Origin of the sequence: Citrobacter amalonaticus (assembly GCF_002918555.1) — a bacterium.
GTDB classification, from domain to species: Bacteria; Pseudomonadota; Gammaproteobacteria; order Enterobacterales; family Enterobacteriaceae; genus Citrobacter_C; species Citrobacter_C amalonaticus_A.
The window spans coordinates 675,470-688,606 of the sequence record NZ_PQMB01000002.1 but is presented as its reverse complement, the minus strand read 5'-3'; the positions used below and the strand labels follow the sequence as shown (position 1 = coordinate 688,606).

The 13,137-nt window shown below is 55.1% G+C and carries 10 protein-coding genes and 1 pseudogene; 6 read left to right on the top strand and 5 right to left on the bottom strand.

The annotated features are described in order from the left end of the window. Nucleotides 1-59: 59 nt before the first annotated feature. On the bottom strand, nt 60-809 hold the full coding sequence (gene moeB, locus C3432_RS08775; protein WP_103776235.1) for a molybdopterin-synthase adenylyltransferase MoeB: 750 nt from the start codon (nt 807-809) through the stop codon (nt 60-62). Further along, the gene (gene moeA / locus C3432_RS08770; protein WP_103776234.1) at nt 809-2,044 is read right to left on the bottom strand and encodes a molybdopterin molybdotransferase MoeA; all 1,236 of its coding nucleotides are present in this window, start codon (nt 2,042-2,044) and stop codon (nt 809-811) included. Before moeA ends, moeB begins: the two co-directional genes overlap by 1 nt. 195 nt (nt 2,045-2,239) lie before the next feature. Between moeA and iaaA the strand changes: the two genes are divergently transcribed. Genes iaaA through gsiD form a run of 5 tightly spaced genes read left to right on the top strand, consistent with a single transcriptional unit; the run spans nt 2,240 to nt 8,475 of the window. Continuing rightward, nucleotides 2,240-3,205, top strand: a complete 966-nt coding sequence (gene iaaA, locus C3432_RS08760; RefSeq protein ID WP_103776232.1) for a beta-aspartyl-peptidase — start codon at nt 2,240-2,242, stop codon at nt 3,203-3,205. Further along, nucleotides 3,192-5,054 (top strand): glutathione ABC transporter ATP-binding protein GsiA, encoded by a 1,863-nt coding sequence (gene gsiA, locus C3432_RS08755; RefSeq protein ID WP_103776231.1) that lies wholly within the window; start codon nt 3,192-3,194, stop codon nt 5,052-5,054. Before iaaA ends, gsiA begins: the two co-directional genes overlap by 14 nt. Before the next feature lie 30 nt (nt 5,055-5,084). Beyond that, nucleotides 5,085-6,623, top strand: coding sequence for a glutathione ABC transporter substrate-binding protein GsiB (gsiB, locus tag C3432_RS08750; protein WP_103776230.1), 1,539 nt, complete (start codon nt 5,085-5,087; stop codon nt 6,621-6,623). 17 nt (nt 6,624-6,640) lie between these two features. Continuing rightward, entirely contained in the window at nt 6,641-7,561 is a 921-nt protein-coding gene (gene gsiC / locus C3432_RS08745) for a glutathione ABC transporter permease GsiC (protein ID WP_103776229.1), read from the top strand. A 2-nt stretch (nt 7,562-7,563) separates the two neighbouring features. Further along, nucleotides 7,564-8,475 carry a glutathione ABC transporter permease GsiD gene (gene gsiD / locus C3432_RS08740; RefSeq protein ID WP_103776228.1) on the top strand — a complete coding sequence of 304 codons (912 nt, stop codon included), beginning with the start codon at nt 7,564-7,566 and terminating at the stop codon, nt 8,473-8,475. A 48-nt stretch (nt 8,476-8,523) separates the two neighbouring features. Here gsiD and rimO read toward each other — a convergent pair whose 3' ends face one another. Further along, nucleotides 8,524-9,858 carry a 30S ribosomal protein S12 methylthiotransferase RimO gene (gene rimO / locus C3432_RS08735; protein WP_103776227.1) on the bottom strand — a complete coding sequence of 445 codons (1,335 nt, stop codon included), beginning with the start codon at nt 9,856-9,858 and terminating at the stop codon, nt 8,524-8,526. Nucleotides 9,859-10,189: 331 nt separating this feature from the next. On the opposite strand from rimO, the gene bssR reads away from it, so the two are divergent. Further along, complete coding sequence (gene bssR, locus C3432_RS08730; RefSeq protein WP_103776226.1) at nt 10,190-10,573, top strand: biofilm formation regulator BssR; 384 nt, start codon at nt 10,190-10,192, stop codon at nt 10,571-10,573. Between the two features lie 105 nt (nt 10,574-10,678). Here bssR and C3432_RS08725 read toward each other — a convergent pair. Together C3432_RS08725 and C3432_RS08720 are read right to left on the bottom strand one after the other, a co-directional pair. Next, nucleotides 10,679-11,952: pseudogene (locus C3432_RS08725) on the bottom strand (ABC transporter substrate-binding protein). Between the two features lie 21 nt (nt 11,953-11,973). Continuing rightward, nucleotides 11,974-13,065: a cellulase family glycosylhydrolase gene (locus tag C3432_RS08720; protein ID WP_103776225.1), complete on the bottom strand. Its 1,092-nt coding sequence runs from the start codon at nt 13,063-13,065 to the stop codon at nt 11,974-11,976. Nucleotides 13,066-13,137: the final 72 nt, after the last annotated feature.

Here is a 13,137-nt window from a genome sequence, read left to right as displayed (position 1 = left end):
CCTGATAAGAGGTATTAGCATCGCCCTCAGGCAATAGTGCGGTGCCGACGATTTCTCTGCTAACTCCCGCAGACCTCACAGGTGGGATTGCGCATCAGCTTCATTTCGCGAAACTGGCAGGTCATGGCGTCGTACATGACGATTTTTCCGGACGCCGGTTTACCGTAGTTAGCCAGCAGCTTAATGGCTTCCATTGCCTGTAGCGAACCGATCACGCCGATCAGCGGGGCCATCACTCCGGCCTCTACGCAGGTCAGGGCGTTTTCACCGAACAGACGGCTCAGGCAACGGTAGCAGGGCTCTCCTTCCTGGTAGGTAAATACGGTAATTTGTCCTTCCATGCGAATTGCCGCACCGGAAACCAGCGGGATCCTGGCGGCGAAGCATCCGGCATTCAACTGATTGCGGATGCTGACGTTATCCGTACAGTCCAGCACCAAATCGTGTTCGGCGATAAGCGCGTGAATCTCGCTCTCGTCCAGCAGCGCGTTCATCGGCGTAATGGCGATATAAGGGTTAATCCGCGCCAGTGCGTCGCGGGCGGACAGCACTTTTGGCTGTCCAACGGTGGCATCGCTGTGCAGCGTCTGGCGCTGGAGGTTCGACACGGAGACCGTGTCAAAGTCGAGCAGGGTTAAATGCCCGACGCCAGCGGCTGCAAGGTATTGAGTTGCTGCGCATCCCAGCCCCCCCACACCAACGACCAGTACCCGCGCCTCCTTGAGCGCTTCCTGACCTTCGAAATCGAAGCCGCGCAGAATGATTTGCCGGTTATAGCGCATCATCTCCTGGTCGCTGAGTTCTGCCATTACAGGCCTCCAAACAGTGCGTTAAACGGCTCGACCTCAACCCATTCTCCGGCTTCGACGTTACCGCGCTCGCGCTCCAGCACGATAAAACAGTTACCCAGGCTAAAGGAGCTAAAAATATGCGAGCCCTGATGTCCGGTAGTGGTGACTTCCAGTTCGCCTTCTGCGGTACGCTGCAATACACCGCGCTGAAAATCCAGACGGCCAGGTGTTTTCTTCAGGCGTGAGGCGGTGCGCACGCGCTGGCGAGGCGGCAGTCCACAGGCGGTGTTGCCGCTGAGTTTCGCCAGGAGCGGTTGTACCAGTTGATAAAAGGTGAGGGCCGCAGACACTGGGTTACCCGGCAGACCGCAAAACCAGCTGTTGCTCAGTTTGCCAAACGCGAACGGTTTGCCCGGTTTGATGGCCAGCTTCCAGAAGGCAATTTCTCCCAGCTCTTCCAGAATCGTTTTGGTGTAATCCGCTTCGCCTACTGAAACGCCGCCGGAGCTGATGACGACATCGGCCTGGCTGTCGGCTTCGATAAACGCGGCGCGCAGCGCGTTGGGATCGTCGCGAATAATCCCCAGGTTGATCACTTCGCAGCCCAACTGCTGCAGCATCAGGTGAACGGTCAGACGGTTAGTGTCATAAATCTGCCCGTCTCCCAGCGGCTGACCTGGCAACTGCAGCTCATCACCGGTGGAGAACAGCGCCACGCGGACTTTGCGCACTACGGAAGCATCGGCAACACCGAGCGAAGCCAGAACGGGAAGCTCGGCGGTTGTCAGGCGAGTCCCGGCGGGAAACACCACCGCGCCGTTTGCAATATCTTCACCGCGCAGACGAATATTTTGCCCGCGGCGGACTTCGGCGGTAAAACGCACACCGTCGCCAGCTTGTTCCGTTTGCTCCTGCATCACCACCGCGTCACAACCAGCAGGCACCGGGGCACCGGTCATAATACGGATGCAGGTTCCCGCAGGCCACTCGCCATGGAAAGGCTGACCGGCAAAGGCTTTACCCGCCACCGCAAGCGGCTGGTCAGATTGTAAATCGGCTAATCGTACCGCATAGCCATCCATTGCCGAGTTATCAAATCCCGGCACATCAATGGGGGAAACGATGTCGGTGGCCAGAATGCGGCCAAAGCACTGAACCAGCGGCAGCGTCTCAACGGCGGTAAGCGGGGAGATACGTGAAAGCATCTCGTTAAGTGCCGTTTCAAGCGGCATCAGTCCGGCGGTAAATTCCATGAAAACACTCCAGCGGGGCAAATTCGAATCCGCCTATTATGTCAGAAAATGGATGCAGACTGTATGCCACCTCAGACTTAGAGCCTGGCCTTTACATGCCGTCAGCATCTTTCTATATTCAAAAATCGAATCAATAACTCACGGCATTTCTGATATTTATAGAGAAGTTTGTGCCACGTTAATGGACGGCAAAAAATGGGCAAAGCAGTCATTGCGATTCACGGCGGAGCAGGTGCGATAACCCGCGCGAAAATGAGCCAGGAGCAGGAATTACGCTACATACAGGCGCTGTCGGATATTGTCGAAACAGGACAAAAAATGCTTGAGGCGGGCGCGTGTGCGCTGGATGTGGTGACCGAATCGGTGCGCCTGCTGGAAGAGTGTCCGTTGTTTAATGCCGGAATTGGTGCGGTGTATACCCGCGATGAAACTCACGAGCTTGACGCCTGTGTGATGGATGGGAATACGCTAAAAGCGGGGGCGGTCGCGGGTGTCAGCCACATCCGTAATCCCGTTCAGGCTGCTCGACTGGTGATGGAAAAAAGTCCTCATGTGATGATGATCGGTTCCGGGGCGGAGAAATTTGTTGAATCACAGGGAATGACGCTTGTCTCCTCCGAACTTTTTTCTACGCCGGAACGTTACGAACAGTTGCTCGCCGCACGTGCGACCGGCGAGACCGTGCTCGATCACGGCGGGACTCCGCTGGATGAAAGTAAAAAGATGGGCACCGTTGGCGCGGTGGCACTGGATAAATTTGGCAATCTTGCCGCAGCGACCTCTACCGGCGGCATGACCAATAAATTACCGGGACGCGTGGGCGATAGTCCTTTGGTGGGCGCAGGCTGTTACGCCAATAACGCCAGCGTTGCCGTCTCCTGTACGGGGACCGGTGAAGTGTTTATTCGTGCGCTGGCAGCGTACGATATTGCCGCGTTGATGGACTACGGTGGACTGAGCCTGACAGACGCCTGTGAGCGCGTGGTCATGGAGAAATTACCGGCGCTGGGGGGAAGCGGTGGCGTCATTGCCGTCGATCATGAAGGCAATGTCGCTTTGCCATTTAATAGCGAAGGCATGTATCGCGCCTGGGCCTACGCCGGAGATACGCCAACCACCGGGATCTACCGGGAAAAAGGGGATACCGTTGCCACACAGTGACAAGCTTGACGTCGGCGATGTTCTGGCGGTTAACAATCTGAATATTACCTTTGTGCAGGAACAACAGCGCGTCGAGGCGGTACGTCATCTGTCGTTTCGTCTCAAACGAGGGGAAACGCTGGCGATTGTCGGTGAATCAGGCTCCGGTAAATCGGTTACCGCGCTGGCGCTGATGCGGCTGATTGAGCAGGCGGGCGGCGAGCTACACTGCGACCAGATGCTGCTTCGGCGTCGCAACCGCGAAGTGATAGAGCTGGGTGAACAGAGCGTCTCTCAGCTACAGCGCGTACGGGGTGCGGATATGGCGATGATCTTCCAGGAGCCGATGACGTCGCTCAACCCGGTGTTTACCATCGGTGAGCAGATTGCTGAGTCGATCCGGCTTCATCAGGGCGCCAGCCGTGAGGAGGCGATGGCGGAGGCGAAGCGGATGCTCGATCAGGTCCGTATTCCTGAGTCGAAAGCGATATTGTCCCGCTACCCGCATCAGCTCTCCGGCGGAATGCGTCAGCGAGTGATGATTGCGATGGCGCTGTCATGTCGTCCGGCGGTGCTGATTGCCGATGAACCCACGACCGCGCTGGACGTCACCATCCAGGCGCAGATCCTGCAGCTTATCAACGTGCTGCAACAGGAGATGTCGATGGGGGTGATTTTCATCACTCACGACATGGGCGTGGTGGCGGACATTGCTGACCGGGTGCTGGTGATGTACCAGGGCGAGGCGGTTGAGACCGGCAGCGTTGAGCAGATCTTTCATGAACCTAAACACCCCTACACCAAAGCGTTATTGTCTGCCGTACCGCAACTGGGCGCGATGAAAGGACATCTTCTGCTGCGTCGCTTCCCGCTGAGTGAGCTGCAACACGATGCGTCACAGACGGAGCAGGATACGGTGGCAGAAGGTGAGCCAATCTTGCAGGTGCGCAACCTGGTGACGCGCTTCCCATTACGCAGCGGCGTATTTAACCGTATCACCCGCGAAGTACATGCGGTAGAAAACGTCAGTTTTGATCTCTGGCCCGGCGAGACGTTGTCGCTGGTGGGGGAGTCTGGCAGTGGGAAATCCACGACCGGACGTGCGCTGCTGCGGCTGGTGGAATCACAGTCTGGCGAGATTATTTTTAACGGTCAGCGTATTGATACGCTGCCTGCCGGGAAATTACAGCCGGTACGTCGTGATATTCAGTTTATTTTTCAGGATCCGTATGCGTCGCTCGATCCGCGCCAGACGGTGGGGTACTCCATTATGGAGCCGCTGCGCGTGCATGGGTTATTGCAAGGGGATGCTGCGGCGGTGTGGGTGGCATGGCTGCTGGAGCGGGTGGGATTACGCCCGGAACACGCCTGGCGCTATCCGCATGAGTTTTCCGGCGGCCAGCGTCAGCGTATCTGCATTGCCCGTGCGCTGGCGCTCAATCCGAAGGTGATCGTCGCGGATGAATCGGTTTCCGCGCTGGATGTATCTATCCGGGGGCAAATCATTAATTTGCTGCTCGATCTGCAACGGGATCTGGGAATTGCCTACCTGTTTATTTCCCATGATATGGCGGTGGTGGAGCGTATCAGCCACCGCGTGGCGGTAATGTACCTCGGTCAGATCGTGGAGATTGGCCCGCGTTCTGCGGTGTTCGAAAATCCACAGCATCCGTATACCCGTAAACTGATGGCAGCGGTACCGGTGGCCGATCCTTCCCGACACCGACCGCAGCGCGTGCTGCTCTCGGACGATCTTCCCGGCAACATCTTTAAGCGTGGGGAGCAGCAGACGCCGGTTTCGCTGCAACAGGTAGGGCCGGGGCATTATGTCGCACGTCCTCTGACAGAAAATGTGCTATCGCGTTTATAACCAACAACAGACAGGGTTCAGGAGAATAATATGACAACATGTGTAGCCCGTAACTGGCTTCTGGCGCTGAGCATCGCTTCAGCGCTGGCAGCATCTCCCGCATTTGCTGCCAAAGATGTGGTCGTGGCGGTAGGCTCTAATTTCACGACGCTCGATCCCTACGATGCCAACGATACGTTATCTCAGGCTGTGGCAAAGTCGTTTTATCAGGGATTGTTTGGGCTTGATAAAGAGATGAAGCTACAGAACGTACTGGCACAGAGTTATACCGTTTCTGATGACGGCCTGACGTATACCCTGAAATTGCGCCAGGGCGTCAGGTTCCAGGATGGCACTGAGTTTAACGCGGCGGCGGTGAAAGCCAACCTCGATCGCGCCAGCAACCCGGAAAATCACCTCAAACGCTATAACCTGTACAAAAATATCGCTAAAACCGAAGTGGTGGATCCGGCCACGGTCAAAATTACGCTGAAGCAGCCTTTCTCAGCGTTTATCAATATCCTGGCGCATCCCGCGACGGCAATGATCTCCCCTGACGCGCTGAAAAAGTATGGTAAAGAGATCGGTTTTCATCCGGTAGGGACCGGACCGTATGTGCTGGATACGTGGAACCAGACCGATTTTGTGAAGGTGAAAAAGTTTGCCGGATACTGGCAGCAAGGTTTGCCGAAACTGGACACCATTACCTGGCGTCCGGTGGCAGATAACAATACGCGTGCGGCCATGCTGCAAACCGGCGAGGCGCAATTTGCTTTCCCCGTCCCCTATGAACAGGCCGCGCTGCTGGAGAAAAATAACAACCTGGAACTGGTGGCCAGCCCGTCGATCATGCAGCGCTATATCAGCATGAACGTGACACAAAAACCGTTCGATAACCCGAAGGTGCGTGAGGCGCTGAATTATGCGATAAACCGTCAGGCGCTGGTTAAAGTGGCCTTTGCGGGTTACGCGACGCCAGCCACCGGCGTGCTTCCCCCGGCTATCGCTTATGCGCAAAGTTACACGCCGTGGCCATACGATCCGGCGAAAGCGCGCGAGTTGCTGAAGGAAGCCGGTTATCCGAACGGCTTCAGCACCACGCTGTGGTCCTCGCATAACCACAGCACCGCGCAGAAAGTGCTGCAGTTTACGCAGCAGCAGCTGGCGCAGGTAGGGATCAAGGCGCAGGTAACGGCGATGGACGCCGGGCAGCGTGCGTCGGAAGTCGAAGGGAAAGGGCAAAAAGAGAGCGGGGTCAGGATGTTCTACACCGGCTGGTCGGCTTCTACTGGTGAAGCCGACTGGGCGCTGTCGCCGCTGTTTGCATCCCAGAACTGGCCGCCAACGTTGTTTAATACCGCCTTCTACAGCAATACGCAGGTGGACAGCTTCCTTGCGGATGCGCTGAAAACCACCGATCCGCAAGAGAAAGCGCGTCTGTACAAAGAGGCGCAGGATATCATCTGGAAAGAATCGCCGTGGATCCCGCTGGTGGTTGAGAAACTGGTCTCGGCGCACAGTAAGAAATTGACGGGGTTCTGGATCATGCCGGATACGGGCTTCAGCTTTGAAGACGCGGATTTGAAATAAGCAGTACAGGGAGTCTGATGCTTAATTATGTTCTCAAGCGCCTGCTGGGGTTAATTCCGACCCTGTTGATTATCGCGGTGCTGGTGTTTTTGTTTGTGCACCTCTTGCCCGGCGATCCGGCACGGCTGATTGCCGGGCCGGAGGCCGATGCACAGGTCATAGAACTGGTGCGCCAGCAGCTGGGGCTTGACCGTCCTCTGCATGTTCAATTCTGGCATTACCTCACTAACGTGTTGCAGGGGGACTTCGGTACCTCAATGGTTTCGCGCCGTCCGGTATCTGAAGAGATAGCCAGCCGGTTTATGCCTACGCTGTGGCTAACCCTTGCCAGCATGATATGGGCGGTACTGTTCGGCATGACTGCCGGAATTGTCGCCGCCGTGTGGCGTAATCGCTGGCCGGACAGATTAAGCATGACCCTGGCGGTTACCGGCATTTCATTTCCGGCCTTTGCGCTGGGGATGCTGCTGATGCAGGTCTTCTCTGTTGAACTGGGCTGGTTGCCCACCGTTGGCGCAGACAGCTGGCGGCACTATATTCTGCCGTCGCTCACCCTGGGCGCGGCGGTGGCTTCGGTTATGGCGCGCTTCACCCGCGCCTCGTTTGTCGATGTGCTGGGTGAAGATTACATGCGGACCGCTCGGGCGAAAGGAGTCAGCGAAACGTGGGTGGTACTTAAACACGGACTACGCAACGCCATGATCCCGGTGGTGACCATGATGGGGTTGCAGTTTGGTTTTTTGCTGGGCGGCTCGATTGTCGTGGAGAAAGTTTTTAACTGGCCAGGACTTGGACGGCTACTGGTGGATTCCGTGGAAATGCGAGATTACCCGGTCATTCAGGCTGAGGTGCTGCTGTTTTCTCTGGAATTTATTCTTATCAACTTAGTGGTGGATATGCTCTATGCCGTCATTAATCCGGCTATCAGGTACAAGTAAGGATGCGATTGTTTAACTGGCGCCGTCAGGCGATTTTAAATGCCATGCCGCAGGTGAAACCCGACCAGATCCGTACTCCCTGGCATGAGTTCTGGCGTCGTTTTCGTCGTCAGCACGTGGCGCTGATCGCGGGCATTTTTGTGCTGTTCTTGATCCTGGTGGCGATTTTTGCGCGCTGGCTGACGCCGTTTGATGCGGAGAACTATTTTGATTATGACCGCCTGAACGACGGACCGTCCTTGTTGCACTGGTTTGGGGTGGACTCACTCGGCAGGGATATTTTCAGCCGCGTGCTGCTGGGGGCGCAAATTTCACTGGCTGCGGGGGTATTTGCGGTCTTTATTGGCGCAACGATTGGCACGGTGCTGGGGCTGCTGGCAGGCTACTATGAGGGCTGGTGGGATCGCCTGATTATGCGTATCTGCGATGTGCTGTTTGCGTTTCCGGGGATTTTACTGGCTATTGCCGTGGTCGCGGTCCTGGGCAGCGGTATTGCCAACGTCATCATTGCGGTTGCCATCTTCTCAATTCCGGCCTTTGCGCGTCTTGTGCGTGGCAATACGCTGGTGCTTAAGCAGCAGACGTTTATCGAGTCGGCGCGTAGCATCGGCGCCAGCGATGCGACCATCATTTTCAGCCATATCCTGCCGGGGACGGTTTCATCCATTGTGGTCTTTTTCACCATGCGTATCGGGACGTCGATTATCTCAGCGGCGAGCCTGTCATTTCTTGGCCTGGGGGCACAGCCACCAACCCCGGAGTGGGGGGCTATGCTGAACGAGGCGCGAGCGGATATGGTGATGGCACCGCACGTGGCTATTTTCCCGGCGGTAGCGATATTTCTGACGGTGCTGGCGTTTAACCTGTTGGGAGATGGGCTGCGTGACGCGCTGGATCCGAAAATTAAGGGGTAATTTACAGGCCGGATAGCGGCATAAAGCCCTGTCCGGCCTGCAGGACATTTAAACCCGGCTACCCCACAGGTCGTATTCGTCCGCATTCTCTACCTTCACGCGGAGAATATCGCCAGGTTTGACGTTTGTCTCTCCGTTCAGGTACACCGCGCCGTCGATCTCCGGTGCGTCCGCCATGCTGCGACCAATCGCGCCTTCTTCGTCCACTTCATCAATAATGACCAGAATTTCGCGACCCACTTTTTCCTGCAAACGTTCAGCGGAGATCTGCTGCTGTAGCTGCATAAAGCGGTTCCAGCGCTCTTCTTTGACCTCTTCCGGCACCTGATCCGGCAGTTCATTCGCCCCTGCGCCTTCTACCGGGCTGTACTTGAAGCAGCCGACGCGATCCAGACGCGCTTCTTTGAGGAAGTCTAACAGCATCTGGAAATCTTCTTCTGTTTCGCTAGGAAAACCGACAATAAAGGTTGAACGCAGGGTCAGGTCAGGACAGATTTCACGCCACTGCTTGATGCGCGCCAGCTGGCGATCGACGGACCCGGGGCGCTTCATCAGTTTTAGAATACGCGGGCTGGCGTGCTGAAGCGGAATATCCAGGTAAGGGAGGATTTTGCCCTCAGCCATCAGCGGAATCACGTCATCAACATGCGGGTAAGGATAGACGTAGTGCAGACGCGTCCAGATCCCCAGCTTTGAGAGCTGTTCGCACAGACTGACCATGCTGGTCCTGACCGGTTCACCATTGTGGAAACCCGTGCGGTGCTTCACATCCACGCCGTAGGCAGACGTATCCTGGGAAATCACGAGGATCTCTTTTACCCCGGCATCGACAAGGCGTTTTGCTTCGCTTAATACTTCACCAATTGGGCGGCTGATCAGATCGCCACGCATGGATGGAATGATACAGAAGGTACAACGGTGGTTGCAGCCTTCAGAAATTTTCAGGTAGGCATAATGGCGCGGCGTCAGCTTCACCCCCTGTTCCGGCACCAGGCTCAGGAACGGGTTGTGTTTAGGTTTTGGTACATAGTGGTGCACGTGCTGCAGAACCTGCTCATAGCTGTGCGGGCCGGTGATTTCCAGCACTTTTGGATGGACTTCACGAATTTGATCTTCTTTCGCGCCCAGGCAGCCGGTGACGATGACTTTCCCATTTTCATTAAGCGCTTCACCGATCGCTTCCAGCGATTCCTGAACCGCGCTGTCGATAAAACCGCAGGTGTTGACGATGACCATGTCAGCATCGTCATAGCTTGGCACGACGTCATAGCCTTCGGTGCGCAGCTCAGTCAGGATGCGTTCCGAATCGACGAGGTTTTTCGGGCAGCCCAGGGAAACGAAGCCGATCTTCGGCTGACGGGATGGAGTTCTGGTTTGTGACATGCGGATTTACTCACGTTGCATCAATGGCGCGGGATTTTAAAGGCATAAAGGCGAAAATTATACAGTAATGTTTGCTTCAAAGTGGATTGGTCGTGCGGAGTATAATGATTGTGCAAAAAACAGTCAAAAGAAGCCTGTCCGGGCCGACAGGGAAAACAAAACGGTCTGCAAAGTCTCCAGCATTGGCAGGAACAGGGGAGTGGATGAGCGGACCGTACTCAAATTGTAAATAATGTTAATACTGGGTGAATAATTGATCTCAGGCATCTTTTAGCTCAAAAAATGACCATATTATAAATTTGCAGTATAGATGGAAGAGGAGGAACGAAGTATGTTCGTTGACAGACTGAGAACCGATCTGCTGAATAAGCTGATCAATGCCAGGATTGACCTCGCTGCGTATCTGCAGCTAAGGAAGGCGAAAGGATACATGTCGGTCAGCGAGAATGATCATCTACGTGATAACTTTTTCGAACTTAACCGCGAATTACATGATAAATCGCTGCACCTGAAATCGCATCTCGGGCAGGACGAGTGGGATGCCTTGCATCATGCCGAAGGGGCATTAGCCGCGGCTGCGGTGTGCCTGATGAGCGGACACCACGATTGTCCGACCTTTATTGCCGTTAACGCAGAAAAGCTGGAAAGCTGCCTGACAACGCTGATGTTAAGTATTCAGACCCTGCAGACGCACTCAACGTTAGAGCAGGCCTGAAATCAGGGGGAGGAGACTCCCCCTCATCAATTCATTTTTTAGTAAAAACAACGCGCTTATACCTCCTGATAGCTACGCTCACTCCAGCGGCAAGCCACGCAAGCTCTAACGCATAATTCTGCGAAGCACGCGGTTGGCCTGCTGTTCAAACTGGTCCGCTGCCTCGTCAATGGTGGCGTTACCGTGGTCGATACTTTCACGCGCCGCAGTAAACAGGGCGATGATTTGCGGATCTTCCGGCCAGGGCATAATGGGGGAATGGTTCGGCAGAGAGGCAGACTGCGTTAGCCCGGTGACAACCGGATCATCCTCTTTCAAAATGCCAGCCTCGCGCAGTATTTTCTCGCCTGCGGCGCTGAGCGGTACGCCGCGCTCAAGTGCGGATGGAATCACACCTTCCGGTTGATTCATCAAAAAATCAATAAGCAGCGCCGCTTCCTGCGGATACCGGGTATGGCGGCTAATCGAGAGCATCAGCGCCGTTTTGTTAAATTGCCCGGCGTCTTTAGCTCCTTCATGCATCGGATAAGGTCCCATGACCAGATCGGACGGATTCACGAGATTTTGTGATTCTGCCGGGTAAAGCACATTCCAGTTGTAGATCCCCCCCATTCACCGTTGATCCAGGGTTTCATTTCGTAGTTTACGCCTTTCCCAAAAGCAGATAACTCTTTGGTATCAGGGATCACATGCTGGTCGGTCAGTTGCCTGTAAAACGTGAAGGCTTCAACCAGTTCCGCATGGCTCCACGCAATTTTTCGGCGTTGTTCATCGACCATTGGTTTTTGATATTTCTGATATAACCAGGAACGCAGGAGTAAAAGCCCGTCCTGTTCGGACAGGATCATGGGGTAGTACTGGTCACCTAACTTTTCTTTAAAAACCGGTCCGGCCTGTAACAACTGCTCCCATGTTTTTGGCAGCGGGATACCGGCTTTTTTCCAGGTTGCGGCATTGTAGTAAAACAGCATGACGTTAGCTGAAACGGGAATCGCATTGATTTTTCCGTTGACGGTCGTGGTTGCCAGCGCCTGCGCTGAATACTGGTTCAATCCAATGGGACCACTTACTTTTTGTAAATCGTAAAAGCCCTCTCCATTCTTTGACAGCAGCGTCAGCCAGTTCCAGTTGATCTGTAATACATCGGCTTCTGTGCCGCTGTTCATTTGGGTGGTGAAGCGGGAGTAGTACCCATCCCAACCGTTGTATTCTGCTTTTACATCTATATTGGGGTATCTGGCCTCAAAGGCTTCCAGCGCTTTAAGCGTCGCCTGGTTTCGGGCCTTACCCCCCCACCAGGAAAAGCGCAGTTCGACCCGATCGGCGCTGTGTACGCAACTCGCTATGCCGAGGAGCAGAAGTACTAGCGATTTTTTCATCATTGCATTCCTTGTACTGTATCAGGGCTGAATATCTCGCCGTCCCTGACGGTATTCAGTTAACTGTTTCACCAGACGCATCTCCTCATCACTCCAGGGCGTGCCATCGGGGTTCAGAACGTCGTGAAACCACAGCGATTGCGGATCCTGATGCGTTTTATTAACACCAGGCCACGGGATCCAGGTTTGTGTTTTCCCCTGAACCAGTCCCCAGTGGTAGCAGCCCGTTTCAAACGCGCAGAAGAGGGGAAGCTGTTCGCTGACGACACCGTTTGTGTGACGTGAAAGCCATTCGGTGCACAATACCGGCCGCTCATAGCGTGTGAGCATATGGAGAATGTCGATTTGCCTGGCGGCGGAGGTATAGGCGTGGTAGCTGATGATATCGGAGAGTTCAAGCGCGGCGACGTCAATCGGGTGCTCAAGCGTGCCCCATATCTGATGATCCACATGCCATGCCCCGACCGTCAGCGGTTGCTGCGGATTGACGCTGCGCGCCCAGCGAAAAACAGCGTGCAATAAGCGCAGGGCGTACTCTTCTAGCCGCTCGTCGGCTTCGGCGTATTCAATGGGGGAAATGAAAATGCCCCGATTCCCCGGCTCGTTATACAGATCCCAGATGGCGATACGCGCATCCTGAGCAAACTGGGTGAGGAGATCGCAGACATAGGCTTCTACACGTGGCCATTGCTCTGGATCCATGACGATCGCCCGGCCGGGACTGGCGGCAGCCTGGCTGTTGTGCAAACCGGGCACAGGCGGTTTTTGTGGACCCAACCAGGGCTCATCGCCAGAAAACCCGCAATCGTCCATCAGCGTCAGCATAACCTTAATGTGATGGCGATCGGCGACCTCAAGAAAAGCGTCGATTCGCGCGAGCAATCCTTCGCGGTCATGTTCCCAGACAATAAACGGCAGATTGGTACGCAGAGCGTTATAGCCATAGCTTGCAGCCCATGCCAGCTCCTGCTCTATTACCGGCAGATCAAACGTCCCGGCCTGCCACATTTCGTTCCAGTTCACTGCGGTTCGCGGCAAATAGTTAAATCCGCACGCCCATCCATGCTGCTGGTACCATGCGCGAGCCTGTGCGGTACTCCATCGTTTCTGCATCATTTTTCCTCAACTAATAATATTAGCTAATATTTATTAATTATGGTGTCCGATGCAATGCCAACAGAATGA